The following is a 23,558-nucleotide window of genomic DNA, read 5'->3' as shown; positions in this document are numbered from 1 at the left end:
CTGGGACCGTGACCGACGCTTCACTGTCCGGACTCCTTACCGCCACACTTCCCGACCCGGCCCTGCGCGGAGTGGTCGAGCGCGCCGGCGCGCCGCTGCTCGAACTCCAGGGGCCGATCGCCGCGCGGCAGCTCGTCGCCGCCGCCCTCGCCAGTGACGACGGTGCCGGGAAACCCGTGCTCACCGTGACCGCCACCGGCCGCGAGGCCGACGAGCTGACCGCGTCGCTGGGCGCCCTCCTCGGCAAGGGCCGGGTCGCCGACTTCCCCTCCTGGGAGACGCTGCCCCACGAGCGGCTCTCGCCCCGCGCCGACACCGTCGGGCGGCGGCTGGAGGTGCTCCACCGGCTGAAGACGGGCGACGACGACCTGCGCGTCGTCGTCGCCACCGTCCGGAGCCTGATCCAGCCGATGGCGCCCGGCCTGGGCTCGCTGGCGCCCGTCGACCTGGTCGTCGGCGAGGAGCAGAGCTTCGACGCCCTGCTGGAACGGCTGGTCGAGCTGGCCTACACCCGCGTCGACATGGTCGAGAAGCGCGGCGAGTTCGCCGTCCGCGGCGGCATCCTCGACCTGTTCGGCCCGACCGCGCAGCACCCGGTCCGGATCGAGTTCTGGGGCGATGAGGTCAGCGAGATCCGCGCGTTCGCCGTCTCCGACCAGCGGTCGCTGCCCGGCGAGATCCCGCGGGTCACCGCGCCGCCGTGCCGTGAGCTGCTGCTCACCCAGCCGGTCCGGGAGAAGGCCGCCGAGCTGGCGAAGACGTACGAAGCCGACGCCCACCTGGCCGAGATGCTCACCAAGCTGGCCGACGGCATCCCCGTCGAGGGCATGGAGGCGCTCATCCCGGTGCTCTGCGAGGGCGAGCTGGAGCTGCTCACCGACGCGATGCCGGTCGGCACCCACGTGCTGCTCACCGATCCGGAGAAGATCCGCGCCCGCGCCGCCGACCTCGTCCGCACCGGCCAGGAGTTCCTCGAAGCGTCCTGGACGACGGCCGCGGCGGGCGGCCAGGCCCCGATCGACCTCGGGGCGTCCGCCTACCGCGGCCTCGACGGCATCGCCACCCACGCGCGGGACACCAAGCGCACCTGGTGGACGCTCAGCCAGCTGACCAGCGAAGACCCCGACGTCTACCGCGTCTCGGTCGAGTCCGCGCCGTCCTACCGCGGCGAGCTCGAACGCGCGATGACGGACCTGCGCGCGCACACGGCGTCGGGCGGCACGGCGGTGCTCGTCGTGGCCGGGCACGGCACCGCGTCGCGCGCGGTCGAGCAGCTGTCGAGCGCGGACGTCCCGGCGATCCTGGCCGGCGACGGCGTCACCGGCCCGCTCCGGCCCGGCACGGTCACGGTCACCTGCGGCGCCCTGACCGACGGGTTCGTCGCCCCGGAGCGCGCCCTCGTCGTGCTGTCGGAGGCGGACCTCACCGGCCGCGGGGCCGGCGCCGGAACGTCCACAAAGGACCTCAACACCAAGATGCCGTCGCGGCGGCGCAACGCCGTCGACCCGCTGGCGCTCAAGAACGGCGACTACGTCGTGCACGAGCAGCACGGCATCGGCCGGTTCGTCGAGATGGTGCAGCGCACGGTCGCCGGCGCGACCCGCGAGTACCTGCTGCTGGAGTACGGCTCGTCCAAGCGCGGCCACCCGGGCGACCGCCTGTTCGTGCCGACCGACCAGCTCGACGAGGTGTCCAAGTACGTCGGCGGCGAGCTGCCGACGCTGAACAAGCTCGGCGGCTCGGACTGGAAGAACACCAAGGCGCGGGCCAAGAAGGCGGTCAAGGAGATCGCCGCCGAGCTGGTGCAGCTCTACGCCGCGCGCCAGGCCGCGCCCGGGCACGCGTTCGGCCCGGACACGCCGTGGCAGGGCGAGCTCGAGGACGCCTTCCCGTTCACCGAGACCAACGACCAGCTCGCCGCGATCGACGAGGTCAAGGGCGACATGGAGCGCGGGGTCCCGATGGACCGCGTGATCTGCGGCGACGTCGGGTACGGCAAGACCGAGATCGCCGTGCGCGCGGCGTTCAAGGCGGTGCAGGACGGCAAGCAGGTCGCGGTGCTCGTCCCGACCACGCTGCTCGCCCAGCAGCACCTCAACACCTTCACCGAGCGCATGGCCTCCTTCCCGGTGAAGATCCGGGGCCTGTCACGGTTCTCCGCCAAGAGCGAGACCGACGCGACGCTGGAGCAGCTGGCCAGCGGCGAGATCGACATCGTCATCGGCACGCACCGCCTGCTGCAGACGGGCATCCGCTACAAGGACCTGGGTCTCGTGATCGTCGACGAGGAGCAGCGTTTCGGCGTCGAGCACAAGGAACACATCAAGGCGCTGCGCACGCACGTCGACGTCCTGACGATGTCCGCGACGCCGATCCCGCGCACGCTCGAGATGTCGCTGGCCGGCATCCGCGAGATGTCGACGATCCTGACGCCGCCGGAAGACCGGCACCCGATCCTGACCTACGTCGGCTCGTACGACGACAAGCAGGTCGGTGCCGCGATCCGCCGCGAGCTGCTGCGTGACGGCCAGGTCTTCTACGTCCACAACCGCGTTTCGTCGATCGAGAAGGCCGCGCGGCACATCCGGGAGCTGGTGCCGGAGGCGCGGGTCGTCACCGCGCACGGGCAGATGAACGAGGACAAGCTCGAGAAGATCATCCAGGGCTTCTGGGAAAACGAGTACGACGTCCTGGTGTGCACCACGATCGTCGAGACCGGCCTCGACATCTCGAACGCGAACACGCTGCTGGTCGAGCGCGGTGACCTGCTGGGTCTCGCGCAGCTGCACCAGCTTCGCGGCCGCGTCGGGCGCGGTCGCGAGCGCGGGTACGCGTACTTCCTGTACCCGCCGGAGGCGCCGCTGACGGAGACGGCCCACGACCGGCTCGCCACGATCGCCCAGAACACCGAGCTGGGCGCGGGCATGGCCGTCGCGATGAAGGACCTGGAGATCCGCGGCGCGGGCAACATCCTGGGCGCGGAGCAGTCCGGCCACATCGCGGGGGTCGGCTTCGACCTGTACGTGCGGCTGGTCGGCGAAGCGGTCGACGCGTTCCGGAAGCACGCGGGCGCCGAGCCGGCCGAGGACGAGGAGATGGCCGACGTCCGCGTCGACCTCCCGATCGACGCCCACCTCCCGCACGACTACGTGCCGGGCGAGCGGTTGCGCCTGGAGGCGTACCGCAAGATCGCGGCGGCGCCGGACACCGCGGGCCTGGACGCGGTGCGCGAGGAGCTGATCGACCGCTACGGCCAGCCGCCGGCGCCGGTCAACCGGCTGCTGGCGGTGGCGAAGTTCCGGCACACGTGCCGCGAGGCGGGCGTGACGGAGGTGGCCGTCCAGGGCAACACCGTCCGGTTCGCGCCGCTGCCGTTGCAGGACTCGCAGATGGTGCGGTTGAAGCGGCTGTACCCGAAGGCGATGTTCAAGGCCGTGACGAACACGGTGTCCGTCCCGAAGCCCACGGAAGGTCCCGCGGGCGGCCGGATCGGTGCGCCGACGTTGCGCGACGAGGAACTGCTCGACTGGTGCGCGAAGCTGCTGACGCAGTTGACGAAGAGGCCCGCGCCGGTTTCCTAGCGGGGCCACGGGAAAAGGCGGTCAGCCGACTTCGCTGAACATCGGCGGCATCGGCTCCGCCAGCCCCATCCGCACCTGCTCCACCGGCACCGGAACCGCTCCGGCGCCCGCCATCGGCAGCGGCCGTGGCCTGCGTGGTTTACGTGCCCCGGCGCCACCACCGCGTCCCGGGTACACGAGCAGGCCGCGCGCCGGGTCCGGCACCGCGTCCAGCGCCGCCGTCACGACCGGCAGCGTCCGGAACGCGTCCCGGCTTTCCTCGGAACGGAATTCGATCTCCAGCACGACGCCCCAGCGGTGTTCGTGCCACACCCACTGCTCGGCGCCGTTCGTCAGTGCTGCTTCGGTCAGTGCGTCACCGCGGGCGAGGCGCCACAACGTAGCCGTGGACTCGCCATCGAAGACCTCGATGGTCAGCCAGTGGTCCATGTCATCGAAGGTACGCCCGCCGACACCGCACCGGTGTTGCGGTTCGGGTGCGATGGTGTGAGAGGGTATGCGCTGTGATGCGGATCATGGGGCGCCCTCGCGCGCTGGTCGCGGTTGTTGCCGGAGCTCTCCTGCTCGCCGGGTGCGGCACGGGCCCCAGTCAGGTCGGCAGCGCCGCGATCGTCGGTGACACCTCGATTTCCATCGACCAGGTGCAGAACCTGATCGACAAGGCCGTCCGCGAGCACCCGTACGCGCAGAAGCTGGCCTCCGAGCACAAGCTCGACCTGCTCGGCCGCGCGTTCGTCGGCCAGCTCGTGCTGCACGAGCTGCTCCTGAAGGCCGCGCAGCAGGAGGGCATTTCGCCCAACTACGGGCAGATCGACGCCCAGCTGGCGAAGGACCCCCTCGCCGGGGCGGTGCCCGCGAACTCGGCCAACGAGGCCCAGGCCGTCAGCCAGGTGGCCACCCGGGCGCGCGACCACCGCGAAGAGCTGACCGACGCCAACCTCGCGCAGGAGCTGGCCGACAAGACCATGCCGGACCTGGCGGTCGCGTTCGACTACACGTCGATCGGCTCCCTCCCGACCTCCGACGGCCAGGAACCGCCTCAGGGGCCCGCCGCGCAGAAGGCGGCCTACGACCTCGGCCGGCAGTTCGCCGCCGACCCCGCGGCCGCGGCCAAGCGCGTCGGTGCCGACAACCAGTACGAGCAGTCGCTGCGGCAGCAGGCGGCCTCGCAGGGCCAGAACGTCGACTCCATCCCGCCGCTCACCGGGGTCAACGTGGTGCTGCCGGCGGCACAGGCCGGCGTGCTCGCCGCGACGCCGCTCTTCGGCTCCGCGACCGGCACCGTCGCGGTCTTCCCGTACCCGAACCAGCAGGGCACGTGGTTCGTCGCCGTCGTCCGGCAGCGCTCGGACGACAAGCCCGTCGCCACGGAGCAGCCCCAGACGCTCGACCCCGCCACCAAGGGCGCCATCGGCATGCGGCAGCTGCAGCCGTACTTCGACCGGCTCGGCGTGCGCGTCAACCCGCGGTACGGCGTGTGGGACGTCGTCGGCCTGACCGTCGTGCCGGACCAGGACGCCGCCCAGGGCCTCGTGCTGTCCTCGGGTGCTCCGAAGCAGCAGTGACGACCGGCGTCGTCGTGGTCGTCCGCGGGGCGACCCTGCCCGCCGCGGCGCTGAAGGTCCTGCGCGATTCCACCGCCGTCTACGCGGCCACGGACGTCGACCCCGAGGTGTTCGGGGTCCCGGCCGTGACGTCGGCGTCGTCGCTGAAGGACATCGTGCTGCTCGCGACGTCCCGCGACGAGCCCGCCGCGTCCCTGCTCATCGCGACCGGCGCGCGGGTGATCGACACCCCGGTCCCGCCGCTCGTCGAGGCCGCGGACGTGATGGACCGCCTGCGCTCGCCCGGCGGCTGCCCGTGGGACGCCGTCCAGACGCACGAGTCGCTGCGGCAGTACCTGGTCGAGGAGACCTACGAGCTGCTGGACGCGATCGAAGACGGTGACCGCGAGGCCCTGCGTGAGGAGCTCGGCGACGTCCTGCTCCAGGTGCTGTTCCACGCCCGCGTCGCCGCCGAGGACGCCGACGACCCGTTCGGCATCGACGACGTAGCCGCCGCGCTCGTCGAGAAGCTGGTCGGCCGCCACCCGAACGTCTTCGCGGACGCCGACAAGGTGCACTCGGCCGAGCACCAGGAGCTCAAGTGGGAAGAGCTGAAGCAGCGCGAGAAGCAGCGTAAGTCCATTGTGGATGGTGTCGCGCTCGGCCAGCCCGCGGTCGCGCTGGCGGGCAAGCTCGGCCAGCGCAGCGGCCGCGCGGGCATCCCGCTGGACCTGTTCCCCGCGGGCGCGAACGCGGCCGCCCAGCTGTTCCGCATCGCCGCCACGGCCCGCCGAGCGGGCGTCGACGCCGAAGGCGAGCTGCGGACGCTGGCGAAGGAGTTCGCGCTGGAGATCCGCGCGGCGGAGCAAGCCGCGCGCGACGCCGGCCTGGAGCCGACAACCCTGGAGGCGGACGGCTGGCGCAAGTTCTGGCCCTCCCGCGACTGACGCCGAAAGCTCGTGTGACGCAGCACACAGTCGGGTGAGAACCGAATCCGATCATCCGGCGTCTTCCCTGGTGTGAGGACGAAGCCACTGGAGGACGCGGACGAGGAGCACCTCGTCCGGCGCACGGCCAAGGGCGACCGCGCGGCGTTCGAGGAGCTCTACCGCCGCACGTCGCCCTGGCTGGCCGTGCGCCTGCGCCGCCGGTGCGCGGACGAGCAGGTCGTCGCCGAGGTCATGCAGGAGACGTACCTGGCCGTCTGGCGCGCGGCGGGGTCGTTCGCGGGCGCCGCGACCGGCGGTTCCGCGGTCGGCTGGGTGTGGACCATCGCGGTGCGGCGGCTGGTCGACGCCTTCCGGCGGCGGGCGCACCACGCGCAACCGCCGCCGGTGATGGCGCTCGACGTCGCGCCGGTGCCGGGCGCCGAAGAAGAGGCGCTGGCGGCGGCGGTCGGCGACGACGTCGGTGACGCGTTGCGCGACCTCGCCCCCGAGCTGCGGGCCGTGCTGCAGGCGATGGTGCTCGACGGGCTGACCGTCCGGGAGACCGCCGTCCTGCTCGGCCTGCCGGAAGGAACCGTCAAGACCCGGGCCCGCCGGGCGCGGATCGCGATGCGGGAGGCACTGTCATGAACCATGCGTCGGACCGGCTCATCACCGGGTACGCGGCGGGTGACGACCTCCCCGGCGACCAGCTCTGGGGCCTCGAAGCACACCTCGAGGCCTGCGCGCAGTGCCGGGCGAGGCTGGCCGCGCTGACGCCGATGCAGCCGGTGGTCGACCTCGTCTGGTCGCGGCTCGCGGTGGACATCCAGCTGTCGGGCGAACCGGCGCACCCGCGTCCGGTCCGGCAGCCGAAGCGGCGGCGGTGGCTGTCCACCTGGGTCACCCCGGTGATGGTGCCGTGGCTGGCGATGATCGTGCTGCTCACGCTGCTCGCGGTGGTGTTCGACCAGGTCTGGCACACGGTGTTCGACACGACGGCGGTGCAGCTGTTCGCCCCGGTGCTGCCGGTGCTGGGCGTCGCCGCGTCGTGGGCGCGGGGGCTCGATCCGGCGTACGAGGTCGTCGTCTCGACCCCGCGGGCCGGGCTCTACCTGATCGCGCGGCGGACGGTGGCGGTGCTGCTCGTCGTCCTGCCGGTGCTCGGCGTCGCCGGCTGGCTGACCGGGACCGGTGTCGGGCTCTGGCTGCTGCCGAGCCTGGCCTACACCACCGGCACGCTCGCGCTGGGCGGGCTGATCGGGGTCACTCGCGCGGCGTACGCGCTGATCGCGGTCTGGGTCGCGCTGGTGGTGCTGCCGTCCGTGGCAGCCCAGCAGCAAACGTTTGCGCTCACCGCCGGTGCGTTGCCGGTGTGGGCGGGGGTCTTCGCGCTGACGACGGTGGTGGTCGCCCTGCACAGGGGCGCCTTCACCCGGCTCGGCGTGCGCAACTAGGGAGGAAGAACATGCGTGCTGTCGGGGCCGCCGAGATCGCGCCAACGGCCTACGCCTGGGAGATCCAGGCCGAAGGGCTGAAGGTGCGGGTGGGGCGGCGGAAAATGGCGGTGGACGGGCTGGACCTGTCCCTCGGCAAGGGGGTGCACGGCTTGCTCGGGCCGAACGGCGCGGGCAAGACGACGCTGATCCGGGCACTGGCCACGGTGCTCCGGCCGGCGGAAGGCACGCTGTCGTTGCTCGGTGCGCCGGCCGGGGGGCACACCGGGCAGCGCGGCCTGCGCCGCCGGATCGGCTACCTGCCGCAGAACTTCGGGTACTACAAGCGGTTCACGGTCCGCGAGTTCGTCGAATACCTGGCGTGGCTCAAGGAGATGCCGAAGGCCGGCATCCCGGGCGCGGTGCAGCGGGCGGTGGAGCGGGTCGGGCTGGCCGACCGCGCCGACGACCGGATGAAGACGCTGTCCGGCGGCATGGTGCGGCGCGTCGGGATCGCCCAGGCGATCGTCAACGACCCGGACATCCTGCTGTTCGACGAGCCGACGGCCGGCCTCGACCCGGCGCAGCGCGTCCGGTTCCGCGAGCTCGTCCAGGAGCTGGGCCAGGACTCGTGCGTGCTGATCTCGACGCACCTGGTCGAAGACGTCGCCACGGCCTGCTCCGACGTCGTCCTGTTCGACGCGGGCAAGCTGGTCTTCCAGGGCACGCCCGGCGAACTGGCCGCGGCGGGGACGCCGGACCACGTCGGCGACAGCCCGATCGAGCGTGGCTATTCGGCGCTGCTGAACCACGAGCCGGGCAAGGGGGCCTGGTGATGGTCTTCCGCATCGAGCTCCGGCGCTCCATCGCGCCCTGGGCCGGGCTGGCGCTGGTCGTCGTCGCGCTCGGGTTCCTGTTCCTGCTGTCCGGCCCGTGGTGGAAGGTGCCGGCGCCGTGGACGGGGAACACGACCACCACCGCGCTGTGGCTGCGGTTCCTGATGGTGTTCCTGTGGCCGATCGCCGTGGGGGCCGGGGCGATCCAGGGCATGCGTGACAGCCGGTCCGGCGTGGTCGAGCTGCTGTCCACGACGTCGCGGCCGGGCTGGCACCGAGCGCTGCGGCTGGCCGGCGCGGTGGGAGCGTTGAGTGCGCTCGGGCTCGTGCTGGTGTTCGTCGTCGGCTTGGGCGAGGTGCTGGGGCACGGCGGGTTCGTGTCCGCGAGCTTCCTGCCGGTCCTCGTCGTCGGTCTGCTCTCCGTCGTGGCGGGGAGCTGGGTCGGCCTGGCGATCGGGCGGCTGCTGCCGCACCCGCTGACCGCGCCGGCTATGGCCGTGCTGACGCTGGTGGTGTCGGTGCTGGTGTGGGCGTCGGGCGCGCTTTCCGGGAAGTACAGCCGATTCGGGTTGCTGACGCCGGTCTTCGGTGAGCCACAGGGCATGCTGACGACGACCGCGACGTCGGTGGACCTCGGGCAGGCCGTGTGGTTCGCGGGTCTCGCGGCGACGGGTTTCCTGCTGCTGGCGGCGAATTCCGCGCGGGCGAGGGTCCTGGGCCTGCTGCCCGTGGTGGCCGGGGCCGCGATCGCCCTGCCGGTCTTCCCGGCTTCCGCCGACGGGCTCCTGGCCCCCGACGGCATCGCCGCCCAGAAGGTCTGCGACGGCCCGATCTGCGTCAGCCGGGCGCACGAGGACAGGCTGGCCGCGCTGGCCGGGCCGGGGCGGGAAGCCCTGGCCATGCTGGCGAAGCTGCCCGGCGCGCCCACCCGGATCGAGGAGCTGACGGTGCCGTCTTCCGTCATCGACCGGCCCGATCGTGATCCTGGCGTCGTCCACCTGGACTTCCAGCTCAACAACGAGCTGCTCAAGGCGGACGCGAGCGCCCTGCGCGTGGCGGTGCTGTCGGGCGCCGGGCTGCCCGGGTGCACGCCGCCGAGCCACGGCGACCCGTCGGACCTGGGGGCCCGCATGATCGCGGCGGGATACTTCACGGGCGAGCTGAAGCAGCTGCCCGAGTACGGCGGCAGCTGGTACCGCGATAAGTCCGGGCGGATCGAGCAGGCTTGGCAGACGTTCCACGCGCTCCCGGCGGACGTCCAGTTCGCGCGGATCGTCGCGCTGCGGCACGTGCTCCTGACCTGCCAGGGTGACCCGCTCGACACGCTGGTGCCGGGAGCGCTGCGATGAGGTGGACGACGCTTTACGCCCGGTCGCGGCAACTCCCGGCGGCGTTCGCGGCGCTGGTCGTGGCGACGGCCGTCCTGTGGTTCGTGGCGCGCGACTCGTGGTCGCCGTTGCCGGTGATGCTGACGCTGACGGCCGGGATCGCGGTGGCGGCGATCGGGCTCAGCGGCCAGGACCCGGACCTCGACCGCACCGCGGCGCTGCCGTGGCCGGTCCGCCGGCTAGGGCACCTGACGCTGATCGGCCTCACCGCCTGCGGCGCGGTGCTGGCGATCCAGGAGCTGGGCACGCCCATTGTCGACTTGTCGATCATCCTACGCGACACGGCGGGCCTACTGGGCCTGGCCGGCCTGGCAGCAACCCTCGCGGGCGGCCAGTTCGGCTGGACCCTCCCGCTGCTCTGGGCGGCAATCACCCCATTCGTCCAGAACGACGGCTCGACAACGAGCCACATCGTGGGATGGATGCTGCAACCACCGAGCACCCCCACCGCCACATGGACGGCGCTGGTCCTGGGAGCGACAGGAGCCACGGCCTACACAGCCTGGGGCGGCCGCCGCTGACCGCAATGCCCCGCGAACCACGCGAGATGCCCGCCTAATCACGCGAGATGCCAGCTTGGTCACGCGATATGCCCGCTTGATCACGCGAGATGCCAGCCTGGTCACGCGAGGGGCTCCGCCGATCACGGGAGATGCGTGTCTGGTCACGTGAGATGCCGCCTGGTCTGGAGGTGTCCCGCGACTCACGGGAGATGCCCGCCTGTCGCGCTAGGTGCCCCGCGAATCACAGGAGATGCGTGCCTGGTCACGTGAGATGCCGCCTGGTCTGGAGGTGTCCCGCGACTCACGGGAGATGCCCGCCTGTCGCGCTAGGTGCCCCCGCGAATCACGGGAGATGCCCTGCCTAGTCGCGTGAGAAGCCCGCCTGATCACGCGAGATGCCCCTCCAGACACGCATGATGCCCGCCCAATCACGTGCGATGCCTCGCCGATCACGGGAGATGCCTGCCGGTCACGCGAGGTGCCCCGCGAATCACACGAGATACCTGCTTAGTCACATGAGATACCGCCTGATCACGCGAGATACCCCGCCAATCACGCGAAAGCCCCCGTCCGGTCCCGGGGTGCCGGCTCGAACTCCGCGCGTCGCGGGGTGGCGCACGTGATCCGAGGGGCATCACGCGTGATCCAGCGGGCATCACGCGTGACTGAAGGGGCATCTCGCATGATTGGCGGGGCATCACGCTGGGACGAGCGGCGGTGCGGGCACCCCCAGCGCCCGCACCGGTGGCCGTCAGACGTTGCGGATGTTGGTTTCCAGCTCTAGGGGCTCGCGGTCCCAGTCTTCGACGCCGAAGGCGAGGATGCGTTCCGGGTGGATGCGGATCACCGCGTCGTCGAAGTGGTTGTCCGGGAGGTTGACGCCCACCAGTGCCTCGGCGCGGCCGCGGATCTCCAGGCAGCGGACGCGCCACGGGTTGGTCGACGGGAGGTCGTCGACGACGAACGCGACCCGGTCGTTCGTCGCGATGTTGCGGAACTTCTTGCTGGTGCGCAGGTTGTGCCCGGTGACGTCGACGGTCTTCTCGTCCGGGTTGTAGCGGAAGCCGACCGGGTTGACCTGGAGCTTGCCGTCGGGCTGGGACGTCGCCAGGCGGCCGAGGGGCTGGTCAGCGAGGTACGCGAGCTCTGCTTCGGTGAACATGCGCCCAGCATTCAACTTCAAGCCAGCTTGAAGTCAAGCGAAGACGCCGTCCGCGAACACGAGCTTGGTGAACCGTTCGCCGATCCGGCGGTGGGCCGCCGGGTCCGGGTGCAGGTTGTCCGGCAGCGGGAACTCCGCGAAGTCCGCTTCGCCGTACAGCTCGCGGCCGTCGAGGTAGTGCAGGGCCGGGTCGCGGCGGGCCGACACGATCCGCGCCAGCTCGCTCCGGACGACCTCCAGCGTCAGCTTGCCCGCGGCCGTCTCGGCGGGGTCGCCGGTGGCGCGGAACCGCACCTGCCCGGCGGCCAGCGCCTCGTGGTCGAAGTCCCCGGGCCCGGGCGTCTGCTCGTGGATCGGGCAGAAGATCGGCGAGACGACCAGCAGCGGCGTGTCCGGGTGGCCGTCGCGGATGGTGTCGAGGAACCCGTGCACGGCCGGGCCGAACGCGCGCAGCCGCATCAGGTCGGCGTTGACCACGTTGATGCCGAGCTTGACGCTGATCAGGTCGGCCGGGGTGTCCCGCAGCGCGCGGGCGGTGAACGGGTCGAGCAGCGCGTTGCCGCTGAACCCCAGGTTGACCAGGTCCACGCCCGCGGCGGTCGCGGCGAGCGCGGGCCAGGTTCCCGACGGGCTCGCCGCGTTCGAGCCGTGGCTGATCGAGCTGCCGTGGTGCAGCCAGACCCGGCCGAGCGACGGCGCGGCCTCGGCCGGCGCGTCGGTGCGCAGGGCCACCAGCTCGGTGATCTCGTTGTGCGGCAACCAGATCTCGACGTCCTTGGGATCGGTACCCAGCCCGGCGAACCGGACGCGGCCGGTCGGGCCGTCGGCGTGCGACCCGGAGCCGGTGAGCGGGTCGACGGTCAGCGTGCTGCCGCCCTCGACCACGCCCGACTGCGCGAGCCGGCCGTCGACGAGCAGGTCGTAGACGCCGTCCGGGCGCGGCGGGGTGCCCGCGTACACCACCTTGGTGGGCCGGGTTTCCAGCTCGACGACGTCGGCCCGGGTCCGGAACCGCAGCCGGACGCCCGCGGGCTGCGCCTCGGCCACCGCGAGGCGCGGGTCGGTGTTCTGCTCCCGGGCCCGCGCGGGCAGCCGGTGCGGCACCAGGCCCAGCTCGGTGGGCTCGAGTTCGAGGGCGCCGCGAACCAGGGAGGCGGTGATCGGGGTGGTGATCATGTCTGAGGCCAATCGCGAAGAAGGGTGTCGAGTACGGCGAGGATCCGGGTCCAGGACTCCTGCGAGGCGGGGGAGCTGTGGTCGAAGCCGCCCTGGGACTCCAGGTCGACGTAGCCGTGGAAGACGCTGCCCAGCAGCCGGACGGCGTGCGTCTCGTCCGGCCCGGTGAGGTCGTAACCCCGCAGGATCGCGCGCATCATCTGCGAGTGCCGGACCCCGGCGCTCGCGGCGGCGGTCTCCGGGTCGAGCCGGAATCGCGCGGCGGCGTACCGCCCGGGGTGCTCCCGGGCGTAGTCGCGGTAGACGTCGGCGAAGGCCACGAGCGCGTCGCGCCCCGCCCGCCCCGCCAGCGCGGCGGCGGCCCGGTCGGCAAGCTCCTCCAGCGCGAGCAGCGCGACCTTCGTCTTCAGGTCGTGCGCGTTCTTGACGTGCGAATACAGGCTCGCGACCTTGACGTCGAACCGCCGCGCCAGCTCCGACGGCGTCACCTGCTCGAAGCCGGCTTCATCGGCCAGCTCCGCCCCGGCGCGTACGACGCGTTCCGTGGTCAGCCCAGCTCGAACCATAACTACACTCCCTTTTGCCTAAAGCGAGTGTAGATCAACCTAAAGGCTTTAGGCAAACAGGGCGTCGCCCCAGGAGCCGGTCGAAGAAACGCCCGGCGGCACCGCGAAGTGTGCCGAGCCGGTGTGCTGGACGTACTCCATCATCGCGTCCTTCGACGACAGTGCCTGCTGCATCGGGACGTACTGCTTGCGGGTGTCCCGGTTGAACGCCAGGAAGAACAGCCCGGCTTCGAGGTGCCCGACGCCGTCCGAGCCGTCGACGAAGTTGTACCCGCGGCGCAGGATCCGCGTCCCGTTCAACGCCTGGTGCGACGCCAGCCGGACGTGGGCGTCCTCGGCGATCACCTTCTCGCCACCAGCGCCGCCGACGTCGAGGTCCAGCTCGTCGAACTCGTTCTGCTGGCCCAGTGGCGCGCCGACGCCCTTCGTGCGGCCGATGATCTGCTGCTGGCCGTCCAGGGTTTCGCGGTCCCACGTCTCGATGTGCATCCGGATCCGGCGCGCCACCAGGTAGCTGCCGCCCGCCATCCAGGCCTGCCCGTCGGACGGCGTGGCCCACACCTGGTCGCGCAGGTAGTCCGTGTCCTCGGACTTGATGTTGTTCGTGCCGTCCTTGAAGCCGAACAGGTTCCGCGGGGTCTGCTGCGCCCGCGACGTCGACGAGCTGCGGCCGAAGCCGAGCTGCGACCAGCGGACCTCGGTGACGCCGAAGCCGAGCCGCACCAGGTTGCGCACCGCGTGCACGGCGACCTGCGGGTCGTCCGCGCACGCCTGGATGCACAGGTCGCCGCCGCTGCGGGTCGGGTCGAGCTTGTCCTTCGGGAACAGCGGCAGGTCGATCAGCTGCGGCGGCCGCTTGGCCGCGAGGCCGAAGCGGCCGTCGAACAGCGACGGCCCGAAGCCGATGGTCAGCGTCAGGTGCGACGCCGGCAGGTCGAGCGCCTCGCCGGTGTCGCCCGGCGGGGCGAACTCGCCGCCGCCGACCGCGCCGTTCGCGACGACCTCCTGGCCTGCCGTCATCCGGCGGGCCGCGTCGGTCCACGTCTTGAGCAGCTGCCGCAGCTTCTCGCGGTCGGTGGCCGTCACGTCCAGGGCGGCGAAGTGCAGGTTCGCCTGGGCCGGTGTGACGATCCCGGCCTGGTGCTCGCCGTGGAAGTCCACGGTGTTCACCGACGCCTCGGCGCTGCCGCTGGTCGCCTTGTCGATCCCGATTCCCGCCGCGGCCCCGGCCCCGGCGAGCGCGACACCCGCTCCCGCCAGGCCGAAGAGCTTCCGACGGGAGACGCGGGTGCCGTCTTCGGTCACTTGGACACAACCTCCGCAACCTTGCTCAGCGGCTCGCTCAGCGCGTCGACGGCACTGGCGAACGCCTTGATCTCGTCCTGGGACAGCTGGTTGTAGAGCTTGTAGCCGTCACCCACGCGGGTCTTGTCGAGCAGGCCCTGCACGTTCGCGAACTCCTTGTCCAAAGTGGACACGAGGGCGGCGTCACGCTCCTGCAGCAGCGGTCGCAGCGAAGCGATCGCGCCCTTCGAGCCGTCCACGTTGGCCTGGAAGTCCCACAGGTCGGTGTGCGAGAAGGTCTCCTCCTCGCCGGTGATCTTGCCGGTGGCGACCTCGTCGAGCAGGCCCTTCGCGCCGTTGGCCAGGTCGAGCGCGGTCAGCTCGAGGGTCTTCGACTTCGCGACGAGGTCCTTGACGTCGGTGAGCAGCTTGTCCGCGATCTGCGCGCTGTCGGGCTTCAGGCCGGTGACGTACAGGTCCTTCTCGAGCCGGTGGAACCCGGTGAACTGCTGGCCCTGCTCGAGGTCGGCCTCGCGGACGTCGATGGCCGGGTCCAGGTCGCCGAACTTCTCGGCGACCGGCTCGATGCGCTCGTAGTAGATCCGGGTGCGCGCGTACGCGGCCTTCGCCTCGTCGACCTTGCCGGCCTTGACGAGGTCGACGAACTTGCCCGTCTCCTCCTCCAGCGCGGCGGTGTTGTTCGCGACGTAGTCGGCGTAGCTCTTGGTGGCCTGGGCCTTCTGGGCGTTGGCGTCGGTCTGCTTCGCCGCGCCGCCGGTGACGGTGAACTCGCCGCGGATGCCGTTGCCGGCCATGCCCGGCTTGCACGCGGTCTGGTACTTGCCCGCGTCGGAGACCTCGACGATCAGCCGCCGGTTCAGGCCGGGGGCGATGTTCTCGACCTCGCCCATGATCCGGTCGCCCTCGGCGTAGAGGTAGAACTCGGTGACCTTGGTGCCCTTGTTGGTGATCTCGAAGGTCACGTTGCCCGCGCCCGCGGTGTTGACCGAGACGGTGCAGGCGCTGTCGGAGGCCTCGACCTTGATCGGGCCGCCGGCGGCGCCCGTCTCGGTGCCGGAGCCGGTGCTGCCCTGGCCGTCGCACGCGGCGAGCGTCACCAGCGCGGCGGCACCGGCCACCAGGGCCAGCGGGGTTCTGCGGGTCTTGCGCACGGTCACTCCTTCGGGGCGGCCGCGGCGGCGGGCGCCGGCGCGGTCTTCTTGCTGGGCTTGAGGAAAAGGGGCAGCACGATGACGACGTAGGCGACCCACGCGACGGCCTGCAGCACGGTCGTCTGCTGCGAGTAGTTGAGGATGCCCTTGAGCAGGGCGCCGTACCAGGACGTCTCCGGCAGCACGTTCGAAGCGTCGAAGGCGAGGGTGTTGATGCCCGGCAGGAACGCGGCCTCCTGCAGGTCGTGCAGGCCGTAGCCGAGCACGCCGGCCGCGACGAACACGAGCAGCACGCCGGTGATCATGAAGAACTTCGACAGGTTGAACCGGACGGCGCCGCGGTAGAGCAGGTAGGCCAGCACGATCGCGACGAGGATGCCGACGGCGAACCCGATCAGCGGCTGCACGGTGTCGGACTGCGCGGTCTGCACGGCGGAGTAGAAGAACACCGCGGTCTCGAGGCCCTCGCGGCCGACCGCGAGGAAGGACAGCAGCAGCACGGCCATCGGGCCGACGTCCAGCGCGTCGTCCATCTTCCCGCGCAGCTCGGCGGCGATGCTCTTGGACGCCTTGCGCATCCAGAAGATCATCGCCGTGACGAACACGACGGCGACGATCGACAGGCTCCCGCCGAGCAGCTCCTGGTGCTCGAACGACAGCTGGGCGGTCGTGTAGGTGAGCACGGCGCCCACGGCGACCGACAGCAGCACCGCGGCGCCGACGCCGGGCCACACCCAGCGCAGCGCGTGGCGCCGGTCGGTCTTGACCAGGAAGGCCACGAGGATGCTGACGACCAGCGCGGCCTCCAGGCCTTCACGCAGCCCGATCAGCGCGCTCGAGAACAACAACGGTCCGCCTCCTGTTTTCTTCCGCCCCCGTGAAGTTTTTAGGTAAGGCTCACCTGTAAGTCCAGCGCGGGTACGTCCGGAAGAGGTGGGAGAACCGGGCAAAACGGACCGAGGAGCGAAGTTAGGTTAGGGTAACCGCAGGTCAGCGTGCTGCGCGTCGACTCGATAACAAAATCTGTGACTTCGCTGGCAGTGGACCTGTTTTTACCCTGCGTTTGCCTGGTCAGGCGATCGAGGTCCCTCTTGAGTGGCTCCGTAACCTGTTCGGGTGGCCGATACCGCTCAGCCGACCGTCACACCTCCGGACTCGCCGCCCTCGGGCGGTCCACCGAGGCGCTATCTCGGCCGGGCGGCTCTCGCGGTGGTCCTCGTGGTCGCCGGCGTGGTCCTGGTGCTCACCATCGGCGTCCGGAACCCGAAGGCGCCCGCGGAGCCCCCGCCGGTCCAGCCGGCGCTGGCCATCCCGCAGCAGCGCCCGCAGGCCGGCGCGGAGTCGCCGCGGGCCGGGCTCGCCGCGCCGGTCGACCGGCCGGCGGTGTCCGACCAGGCCGAGCTCGACGCGTGGGCGGCCAGGGTCGCGGGCAAGACGCACATCCCGGCGCGCGTGGTTTCGGCGTACGGCCGGGCGGAGATGTGGATGCAGCGGCAGAAGCCGTCGTGTCACCTCTCGTGGGCGACGCTCGCGGGCATCGGCCGGGTCGAGGCCGAGCGCGGGAAGTTCGACCTCTCGGCGATCCGGCCGGACGGGCGGATGGTGATGCCGGTGGTCGGCCCGCCGCTGGACGGCTCGCCCGGCGTGCCGGCGGTGCACGACACCGACGGCGGCAAGCTCGACGGCGACAAGTCGTGGGACCACCTGATCGGCCCGCTGCAGTTCCCGCCGGCGACGTGGAAGAAGTACCAGGAGCGCGCCAACGGCGACGGCGGTACGCCCGACCCCCAGAACATCGACGACACGGCCTTCACGGCGGCGCGTTACCTGTGTTCGGGCGGCGACGACCTGGGCACGCCGGCGGGCTGGTGGCGCGCGGTGCTGTTCTACAACTCGGCCGTCACGTACGGCCAGGACGTCTTCAGCGCGGCGGACGCCTACGCGGAGGCGAGCGTCGCACCCTGACGCGAGGGCTCCGCGGCGTCGCCGACGGGCATGCGGCCAAGACGTGCCCGGCGCGCGACGCGGCGGAAGCTCGCGTCGATCACAGCTCGCGGTCGGCGAACAGCGGTGTCACGGCCATCAGCACCAGCAGCAACAACCCGGCGTACGCACCCAAGGTGGCGAAGATCGACATTTCCGGTTCCTCCCTGTTCGGTCTGGAACCAGCTTCCCCCGGAACCGGGTGCGCGCGGATCGGCCGAGGGGCCCGCAGATATCAGCCGAAAGTACGGTCCTCCGGCCCTGGTCGTGGTCCTTCCGAAGGACCTCAGTCCCGGAGGGCGATGTGCGCCTTGACCTCGCTGATCGCTTCCAGGTACTCCGGCACCGGGTTCATCGCCGAAGCGATCTTCAGCTGCGCCAGCGCCTCGACGAACCGGCCGAGGCGCTGCAGGGTGCGGCCGAGCAGGAAGCGGGCGTAGTGGTCCGTCGGATCCAGCTCCAGCACCCGGGTCAGCGCCTGCTCGGCCCGGCGCAGCTGCGCCGAGTGGAAGTACGCGCGGCCGGCCAGCAAGTGCACCGAAGGCTTGTCCGTTTCGGATTCCAGGAGCGGTTGCAACGCCTTCAGCGCGTCGAGCGGGCGACGGCGGCCGACGAGCTCTTCGGCCTGGCGGAAGGCATGGAACCGCGACTCCTCGGGAGGCTGCGAAGCAGCTGCGGCGTCCGTCATGGTCACTCCGACTTTACCTCGGGAGAGGGGCTAACACACGTCCGTGAACGGGACGTGATGGACTCTGGCGCCATGAGCAGCGGGTACCGGGGCCTGGCGCCCTACCTCTACTACGCCGACGCCACCGCGGCCCTCGCCTGGCTGACCAGGGTCTTCGGGTTCACCGAGGAGGTCCGCTTCTGCGACGCCGCGGGCGAGGTCTTCCAGGCGACGCTCCGCGCGGGCGAAGCGCGGATCCAGATCGCGGGCGTCGGCCCGGACTACTGGCAGGCGAAGGGCGTCGACAGCCCGGTCGGCCAGCTCAACATCCTGTACGTGGACGACGTCGACGCCTGTCACGAGCGGGTCGAGTCGGCGCTCGGCGAGGAGGGCGAGCTCGAACCGCCTCAGGACCAGCCCTACGGCGCGCGGGTGTTCACCGTCGCGGATCTCGGCGGCAACAGCTGGACGTTCTGGCAGCAGACGTCCGACACGGTCGAGCTGCCGCCGGGCTGGCAGGCGGTCCGCGCGGGCGACTGAAGACCCCTCGCTACCGGCCGTGCCTCCAACGGGTGAACTGCGGTGACGGCTAGGCTGACCTCGTTACCGCAGGCACGACGCACCGAGGAGCATGGCGTGGCTCTCATCGAGCAGGTAGGCGCGCGCGAGATTCTGGACTCGCGTGGCAACCCGACCGTCGAGGTGGAGGTGGCTCTCGACGACGGCACCCTGGCGCGGGCCGCGGTCCCGTCGGGTGCGTCCACCGGCGAACACGAAGCGGTCGAGCTCCGCGACGGCGACACCGGCCGCTACAACGGCAAGGGCGTCGAGCGCGCGGTCGCCGCGGTGCTGGACGAGATCGGCCCGGAGATGGTCGGCATCGAAGCCGTCGACCAGCGGATCGTGGACCAGAAGCTGGTCGACCTCGACGGCACGCCGTCGAAGTCCCGCCTCGGCGCGAACGCCATCCTCGGCGTCTCGCTCGCCGTCGCGAAGGCCGCCGCCGAGTCGGCCGAGCTGGAGCTCTTCCGCTACCTGGGCGGGCCGAACGCGCACGTGCTGCCGGTCCCGATGCTGAACATCCTCAACGGCGGTTCGCACGCGGACAGCAACGTCGACGTCCAGGAGTTCATGATCGCGCCGATCGGCGCGGAGACCTTCCGCGAGGCCCTGCGCTGGGGCGCCGAGGTCTACCACTCGCTGAAGTCGGTGCTGAAGGGCCGCGGCCTTTCGACCGGCCTGGGCGACGAAGGCGGCTTCGCGCCGAACCTGGCGAACAACCGCGAGGCGCTCGACCTGATCCTGCAGGCCATCGAGAAGGCCGGGTACGCACCGGGCCGCGACGTCGCGCTCGCGCTCGACGTCGCCGCGACGGAGTTCTTCGCCGACGGCGCGTACACCTTCGAGGGCAGCAAGAAGAGCGCCGAGCAGATGTCGGCGTACTACGCCGAGCTGATCCGCGACTACCCGATGGTCTCCATCGAGGACCCGCTGAGCGAGGACGACTGGGACGGCTGGGTCACCCTGACCGCCGAGGTCGGCGAAAAGGTCCAGATCGTCGGCGACGACCTGTTCGTCACCAACCCGGACCGGCTCGAGGAGGGCATCACCCGCCGCGCCGCGAACGCGCTGCTGGTGAAGGTCAACCAGATCGGCACCCTGTCCGAGACGCTCGACGCGATCTCGCTGGCCACGTCGTTCGGCTACAAGTCGATGATGAGTCACCGCTCCGGCGAGACCGAGGACACGTTCATCGCGGACCTGGCGGTCGCCACCGGCGTCGGCCAGATCAAGACCGGTGCCCCGGCCCGCGGCGAGCGGATCGCCAAGTACAACCAGCTGCTGCGCATCGAGGAGACCCTCGGTGACGCCGCCCGGTACGCCGGCGAGCTGGCCTTCCCGCGGTTCAGCGCCGAGGGCTGAGCATGGCGGACCGGGGGAGGGCACCACGCAGCCGGGGCGGCAGCCGCGCCGCCGGTGGCGGTGCCACGCGGGTCGGCGGGTCGGCGCGAGCTCGCCGTCCCGAGGCGGCGCGGGCCCGCCGCACCGGCGACGCGGAGACGACCAGGGCCCGGCTGCGCCGGGGCTTGGCGCAGAAGCGCGCGTCGGGTGCGGCGAAGGTGCTCGGCATGTCCACCACCCGCCGCGCGGCGGTGGTGGCGATCGTGGTGTGCGCGCTGGCGTTCACCATCGCCGTGCCGCTGCGCACGTACCTCTCCCAGCGGACCGAAATCCGCCAGCAGCAGGCCCAGCAGGCGCTGCTGCAGCAGACGGTCGCTCAGCTCCAGGGCCGCAAGGCCGAGCTGAGCGACCCGGCGCAGATCGAGGCGGAGGCCCGCCGGCGGCTCCGGTACGTCAAGCCGGGCGAGACGCCGTACATCGTCCAGCTGCCCGAGGACAAGGCGCCGGACGCGGTCCCGCCGTCGGGACAGCAGCAGGTCCCGGACGGCTCCTGGTACGACAACCTCTGGAACCAGGTCTCCGGCGGCTGAATCCCACGCACTAACCTTGAGCGCGTGAACAGCACGCAGCAGCACCGGTTCGAGCCCGTCACCGACGCCGACCGCGAGATCATCGCGGAGCAGCTCGGGCGGCCGCCGCGGGCGCTGCGGGCCGTGGCCGCGCGGTGCCCGAGCGGGCACCCCTCCGTCGTGCAGACCAGCCCGCGGCTGGAGAACGGCACCCCGTTCCCGACGCTCTACTACCTCACGTGCCCGAAGCTGAACTCGATGATCGGCACGATCGAGGCGTCCGGGATCATGAAGGAGATGACCGAGCGGCTCTCGGCGGATCCCGAGCTGGCCGCGCGGTACCAGCGCACCCACGAGACGTACCTCGCCGAGCGGGACGCGATCGAGCCCCTCGGCCACCAGGTCACCGCCGGCGGCATGCCGGGGCGCGTCAAGTGCCTGCACGTGCACGTCGCCCACTCGCTCGCGGTCGGTCCCGGGGTGAATCCGTTCGGTGACGAGACGCTGGAGCTCCTTAAAGCGAACGGGTGGCCCGCGGGAGAGTGTGCCGAGTAACGAACGCGGGCTGTGAAGAGATAACTGGGCTGGGTGAGCTAAATCCCCGGTTCGGGAAGATCCCGACTCCCGAAGGGGTGAAACCGCGCCCCGGGTACGGCAGGCTGTCACCCGAGGGTGGGGACCGGTCCGGCCAGGAGGGTTTCGAGTCATGCGCGTGCGGCGACTGCCTGACGCAGTCGGGAGCTACACCCGAAGATTCGGGATCCGCCACCGCAGCGCGTACCCGCTGATCACCGGGGTCCTCGCGGTGATCCCGGCGCTGGTGGCCGGGGCGGTCACGCTCGGCTGGCTCGGCGGGAGCGGTGACCACACCCGCGACGCCGCGCTCGGCCAGGGCTACGACCCCGGGCACGCCGCCCTCGAGCAGATCGCCGTCGACGGCACCCTCCCCGGCGCGCCCATCCCGCTGCCGCTGCCGGCCTACGAGCTCCCCGACGGCCCCCTCGGCATCCCGGCCACCGCGCTCGCCGCGTACCACAACGCCGCCGACATCCTCGGCCGCGAACAGCCCGCGTGCCACATCGACTGGGCCCTGATCGCCAGCATCGGCCGCATCGAGTCCAACCACGCCCGCGGCGGGTACGTCGACGCGAACGGCACCACGCGCGAGCCGATCCTCGGCCCGGAGCTCAACGGCCAGGGCGGCTTCGCCGCGATCCCGGACACCGACCAGGGCCTGCTCGACACGGACCCGGTGTGGGACCGCGCGGTCGGCCCGACCCAGTTCATCCCGGGGACCTGGCGCGGGTACGCCTCCGACGGCAACGGCGACGGCAAGTCCGACCCGAACAACATCTTCGACGCGGCCCTGGCCACCGGCCGCTACCTCTGCTCGGGCGGCTTCGATCTGACGAACCCGGACCAGCTGCGCGGTGCGATCCACCGCTACAACAACTCCGACACGTACGTGAACACGGTGATCCTCTGGGCCGGGGCGTACCGCAGCGGCATCATGCAGGTCCCGGACAGCACGGTCCCGATCGGCGCGCCCAACGCGGCGCTGGGGCCCCCGCCGCCGTCGGTCCCGCCCCCGCCGGTCCCCACGACGACGCCGACGAGCCCGCCGACGACCTCCACCACGCCGCCGCCGGGCACCACGACGGCACCGCCGTGCGCCTCGCCGACGACGACGGAGACCACGACGACGGAGATCAGCATCACCACGGTTCCGTCGCCGACGACGACTCCGCCGCCCACCAGCACCACGTCCGAGAAGCCGACGACGACACCGAGCTGCGGCGAGGTCGTCATCTCGATCAGCACGTCGCAGACCCTGACCACGACCACGCTGGCACCCACCAGCTGAGAAGTCCGTGGCAGCTAGGGTGATCGCATGCCTCGTGTTGCCGCGATCGACTGTGGGACCAACTCCATCCGCCTGCTCGTCGCCGAGCTGACCCCGCGCCACGACGGCACGGTGGACCTGCGCGACCTGCACCGCGAGATGCGGATCGTCCGGCTCGGCCAGGGGGTCGACGCCACCGGCAGGCTCGCTCCGGAAGCCCTGGAGCGGACGAGGGCCGCGCTCGCCGACTACACGATCGCGGCCCGCCGCAAGGGCGCCGAGAAGGTGCGCATGGTCGCCACCTCCGCGACCCGCGACGCGAGCAACCGCGACGAGTTCTTCCGCATGACCCGCGAGACCCTCGGCACCGAGGCCGAAGTGATCTCCGGGGACGAGGAGGCCCGGCTCAGCTTCACCGGCGCCGTCGGGGAGCAGGACCCGGACGACGGCCCGTTCGTCGTGGTCGACGTCGGCGGCGGCTCGACCGAGCTCGTCCTCGGCACCTGGGACGGCCGCAAGGCCGAGGTCCTCGCCGCGAAGTCCGTCGACATCGGGTGCGTCCGGATCACCGAGCGCGCCCTCAAGAGCGACCCGCCGACCGCCGAGGAGATCTCCGCCGCGCGGGACCTGGCCGGGAAGGTGCTGACCGAGGCGTTCGACGTCGTCGACGTCTCGCGCGCCCGCACGTGGGTGGGTGTCGCGGGCACGGTGACCACGCTTTCGGCCATCGCCCTCGGGCTGCCGGAGTACGACAGCGAGCGCGTCCACCTGTCCAAGCTCGGCCCGGCGGACATCGACCGGCTCGCGTCGGAGCTGCTCGCCGCGGACCACGCCACCCGCGCGGCCAACCCGGTGATCCACCCGGGCCGAGTCGATGTGATCGGCGGCGGCGCCGTGGTGGTCCAGACCCTCGCCGAGCAGCTCGCGGCCCGCGGCGGCCCGACCGAGCTGGTGGTCAGCGAGCACGACATCCTCGACGGCATCGCGCTCTCCCTCGTCTGATCCGGTGGCCGCCGAAGA

At 71.6% G+C, this 23,558-nt stretch carries 23 protein-coding genes; 15 read left to right on the top strand and 8 right to left on the bottom strand.

The features are described 5' to 3' along the window. Nucleotides 1-23: 23 nt before the first annotated feature. Nucleotides 24-3,581: a transcription-repair coupling factor gene (gene mfd / locus VA596_RS03865; protein WP_323325633.1), complete on the top strand. Its 3,558-nt coding sequence runs from the start codon at nt 24-26 to the stop codon at nt 3,579-3,581. Between the two features lie 21 nt (nt 3,582-3,602). Here the strand turns inward: mfd and VA596_RS03860 are convergent, their stop codons facing one another. Next, on the bottom strand, nt 3,603-4,010 hold the full coding sequence (locus VA596_RS03860; protein ID WP_323323659.1) for a hypothetical protein: 408 nt from the start codon (nt 4,008-4,010) through the stop codon (nt 3,603-3,605). 86 nt (nt 4,011-4,096) lie between these two features. Between VA596_RS03860 and VA596_RS03855 the strand changes: the two genes are divergently transcribed. The 7 genes from VA596_RS03855 to VA596_RS03825 all read left to right on the top strand — a co-directional run bounded on the left by VA596_RS03855 (nt 4,097) and on the right by VA596_RS03825 (nt 10,232). Beyond that, entirely contained in the window at nt 4,097-5,146 is a 1,050-nt protein-coding gene (locus VA596_RS03855) for a SurA N-terminal domain-containing protein (RefSeq protein WP_323323658.1), read from the top strand. Continuing rightward, a complete protein-coding gene (locus VA596_RS03850; protein WP_323323656.1) occupies nt 5,143-6,072 on the top strand; it encodes a MazG family protein in 930 nt (309 codons plus the stop codon). Before VA596_RS03855 ends, VA596_RS03850 begins: the two co-directional genes overlap by 4 nt. 72 nt (nt 6,073-6,144) lie before the next feature. Then, nucleotides 6,145-6,702, top strand: coding sequence for an RNA polymerase sigma factor (locus VA596_RS03845; protein ID WP_323323654.1), 558 nt, complete (start codon nt 6,145-6,147; stop codon nt 6,700-6,702). Then, the gene (locus tag VA596_RS03840) at nt 6,699-7,508 is read left to right on the top strand and encodes a zf-HC2 domain-containing protein (RefSeq protein ID WP_323323652.1); all 810 of its coding nucleotides are present in this window, start codon (nt 6,699-6,701) and stop codon (nt 7,506-7,508) included. Before VA596_RS03845 ends, VA596_RS03840 begins: the two co-directional genes overlap by 4 nt. Before the next feature lie 11 nt (nt 7,509-7,519). Further along, nucleotides 7,520-8,323 carry an ABC transporter ATP-binding protein gene (locus VA596_RS03835; RefSeq protein ID WP_323323650.1) on the top strand — a complete coding sequence of 268 codons (804 nt, stop codon included), beginning with the start codon at nt 7,520-7,522 and terminating at the stop codon, nt 8,321-8,323. Beyond that, nucleotides 8,323-9,672 carry a hypothetical protein gene (locus VA596_RS03830; RefSeq protein WP_323323648.1) on the top strand — a complete coding sequence of 450 codons (1,350 nt, stop codon included), beginning with the start codon at nt 8,323-8,325 and terminating at the stop codon, nt 9,670-9,672. Before VA596_RS03835 ends, VA596_RS03830 begins: the two co-directional genes overlap by 1 nt. After that, nucleotides 9,669-10,232 carry a hypothetical protein gene (locus tag VA596_RS03825; RefSeq protein ID WP_323323646.1) on the top strand — a complete coding sequence of 188 codons (564 nt, stop codon included), beginning with the start codon at nt 9,669-9,671 and terminating at the stop codon, nt 10,230-10,232. Before VA596_RS03830 ends, VA596_RS03825 begins: the two co-directional genes overlap by 4 nt. Before the next feature lie 733 nt (nt 10,233-10,965). On the opposite strand, the gene VA596_RS03820 is transcribed toward VA596_RS03825, so the two are convergent. The 6 genes from VA596_RS03820 to efeU are packed head-to-tail and all read right to left on the bottom strand — an operon-like array spanning nt 10,966 to nt 16,422. Then, entirely contained in the window at nt 10,966-11,376 is a 411-nt protein-coding gene (locus VA596_RS03820; protein ID WP_323323644.1) for a PPOX class F420-dependent oxidoreductase, read from the bottom strand. A gap of 33 nt (nt 11,377-11,409) precedes the next feature. Then, nucleotides 11,410-12,552, bottom strand: coding sequence for a GDSL-type esterase/lipase family protein (locus tag VA596_RS03815; protein WP_323323642.1), 1,143 nt, complete (start codon nt 12,550-12,552; stop codon nt 11,410-11,412). Next, on the bottom strand, nt 12,549-13,118 hold the full coding sequence (locus tag VA596_RS03810; protein ID WP_323323640.1) for a TetR/AcrR family transcriptional regulator: 570 nt from the start codon (nt 13,116-13,118) through the stop codon (nt 12,549-12,551). Before VA596_RS03810 ends, VA596_RS03815 begins: the two co-directional genes overlap by 4 nt. Nucleotides 13,119-13,166: 48 nt before the next feature. Beyond that, nucleotides 13,167-14,423 carry an iron uptake transporter deferrochelatase/peroxidase subunit gene (gene efeB / locus VA596_RS03805; protein WP_323323638.1) on the bottom strand — a complete coding sequence of 419 codons (1,257 nt, stop codon included), beginning with the start codon at nt 14,421-14,423 and terminating at the stop codon, nt 13,167-13,169. Continuing rightward, on the bottom strand, nt 14,420-15,580 hold the full coding sequence (gene efeO, locus VA596_RS03800; RefSeq protein WP_323323636.1) for an iron uptake system protein EfeO: 1,161 nt from the start codon (nt 15,578-15,580) through the stop codon (nt 14,420-14,422). Before efeO ends, efeB begins: the two co-directional genes overlap by 4 nt. Then, nucleotides 15,577-16,422, bottom strand: a complete 846-nt coding sequence (efeU, locus tag VA596_RS03795; protein ID WP_323323634.1) for an iron uptake transporter permease EfeU — start codon at nt 16,420-16,422, stop codon at nt 15,577-15,579. The genes efeO and efeU overlap by 4 nt, the downstream gene beginning before the upstream one ends. Before the next feature lie 370 nt (nt 16,423-16,792). Here efeU and VA596_RS03790 point away from each other — a divergent pair, with 370 nt between their 5' ends. Beyond that, on the top strand, nt 16,793-17,539 hold the full coding sequence (locus VA596_RS03790; RefSeq protein WP_323325631.1) for a lysozyme family protein: 747 nt from the start codon (nt 16,793-16,795) through the stop codon (nt 17,537-17,539). 304 nt (nt 17,540-17,843) lie between these two features. On the opposite strand, the gene VA596_RS03785 is transcribed toward VA596_RS03790, so the two are convergent. Continuing rightward, nucleotides 17,844-18,245 (bottom strand): tetratricopeptide repeat protein, encoded by a 402-nt coding sequence (locus VA596_RS03785; RefSeq protein WP_323323632.1) that lies wholly within the window; start codon nt 18,243-18,245, stop codon nt 17,844-17,846. Nucleotides 18,246-18,317: 72 nt separating this feature from the next. Between VA596_RS03785 and VA596_RS03780 the strand changes: the two genes are divergently transcribed. From VA596_RS03780 to VA596_RS03755, 6 genes are all read left to right on the top strand, one after another. Then, nucleotides 18,318-18,764: a VOC family protein gene (locus tag VA596_RS03780; protein ID WP_323323630.1), complete on the top strand. Its 447-nt coding sequence runs from the start codon at nt 18,318-18,320 to the stop codon at nt 18,762-18,764. Nucleotides 18,765-18,860: 96 nt separating this feature from the next. Continuing rightward, on the top strand, nt 18,861-20,147 hold the full coding sequence (eno, locus tag VA596_RS03775; protein ID WP_323323628.1) for a phosphopyruvate hydratase: 1,287 nt from the start codon (nt 18,861-18,863) through the stop codon (nt 20,145-20,147). Between the two features lie 206 nt (nt 20,148-20,353). Next, nucleotides 20,354-20,716 (top strand): FtsB family cell division protein, encoded by a 363-nt coding sequence (locus VA596_RS03770; RefSeq protein WP_323325629.1) that lies wholly within the window; start codon nt 20,354-20,356, stop codon nt 20,714-20,716. Between the two features lie 24 nt (nt 20,717-20,740). Beyond that, entirely contained in the window at nt 20,741-21,250 is a 510-nt protein-coding gene (locus VA596_RS03765; RefSeq protein WP_323323626.1) for a DUF501 domain-containing protein, read from the top strand. Between the two features lie 151 nt (nt 21,251-21,401). Continuing rightward, nucleotides 21,402-22,559, top strand: coding sequence for a lytic transglycosylase domain-containing protein (locus tag VA596_RS03760; protein WP_323323624.1), 1,158 nt, complete (start codon nt 21,402-21,404; stop codon nt 22,557-22,559). 27 nt (nt 22,560-22,586) lie between these two features. Next, the gene (locus VA596_RS03755) at nt 22,587-23,540 is read left to right on the top strand and encodes a Ppx/GppA phosphatase family protein (RefSeq protein ID WP_323323622.1); all 954 of its coding nucleotides are present in this window, start codon (nt 22,587-22,589) and stop codon (nt 23,538-23,540) included. The last annotated feature ends 18 nt before the right edge of the window (nt 23,541-23,558 follow it).

The organism is Amycolatopsis heterodermiae (assembly GCF_034929455.1).
GTDB lineage: Bacteria > Actinomycetota > Actinomycetes > Mycobacteriales > Pseudonocardiaceae > Amycolatopsis > Amycolatopsis heterodermiae.
Note: the sequence above shows the minus strand (reverse complement) of the source record. Positions and strands in the feature narration are given on the sequence as shown.

Excerpts from the sequence above, each read along its gene's own strand:
- VA596_RS03820 (WP_323323644.1), bottom strand. The coding sequence starts at position 11,376 with ATGTTCACCGAAGCAGAGCTCGCGTACCTCGCTGACCAGCCCCTCGGC.
- VA596_RS03810 (WP_323323640.1), bottom strand. The coding sequence starts at position 13,118 with ATGGTTCGAGCTGGGCTGACCACGGAACGCGTCGTACGCGCCGGGGCG.
- VA596_RS03770 (WP_323325629.1), top strand. The coding sequence starts at position 20,354 with ATGTCCACCACCCGCCGCGCGGCGGTGGTGGCGATCGTGGTGTGCGCG.
- VA596_RS03785 (WP_323323632.1), bottom strand. The coding sequence starts at position 18,245 with ATGACGGACGCCGCAGCTGCTTCGCAGCCTCCCGAGGAGTCGCGGTTC.
- VA596_RS03760 (WP_323323624.1), top strand. The coding sequence starts at position 21,402 with ATGCGCGTGCGGCGACTGCCTGACGCAGTCGGGAGCTACACCCGAAGA.
- VA596_RS03755 (WP_323323622.1), top strand. The coding sequence starts at position 22,587 with ATGCCTCGTGTTGCCGCGATCGACTGTGGGACCAACTCCATCCGCCTG.
- VA596_RS03830 (WP_323323648.1), top strand. The coding sequence starts at position 8,323 with ATGGTCTTCCGCATCGAGCTCCGGCGCTCCATCGCGCCCTGGGCCGGG.
- VA596_RS03815 (WP_323323642.1), bottom strand. The coding sequence starts at position 12,552 with ATGATCACCACCCCGATCACCGCCTCCCTGGTTCGCGGCGCCCTCGAA.
- VA596_RS03780 (WP_323323630.1), top strand. The coding sequence starts at position 18,318 with ATGAGCAGCGGGTACCGGGGCCTGGCGCCCTACCTCTACTACGCCGAC.
- VA596_RS03835 (WP_323323650.1), top strand. The coding sequence starts at position 7,520 with ATGCGTGCTGTCGGGGCCGCCGAGATCGCGCCAACGGCCTACGCCTGG.
- VA596_RS03825 (WP_323323646.1), top strand. The coding sequence starts at position 9,669 with ATGAGGTGGACGACGCTTTACGCCCGGTCGCGGCAACTCCCGGCGGCG.
- VA596_RS03840 (WP_323323652.1), top strand. The coding sequence starts at position 6,699 with ATGAACCATGCGTCGGACCGGCTCATCACCGGGTACGCGGCGGGTGAC.
- VA596_RS03860 (WP_323323659.1), bottom strand. The coding sequence starts at position 4,010 with ATGGACCACTGGCTGACCATCGAGGTCTTCGATGGCGAGTCCACGGCT.
- VA596_RS03855 (WP_323323658.1), top strand. The coding sequence starts at position 4,097 with ATGGGGCGCCCTCGCGCGCTGGTCGCGGTTGTTGCCGGAGCTCTCCTG.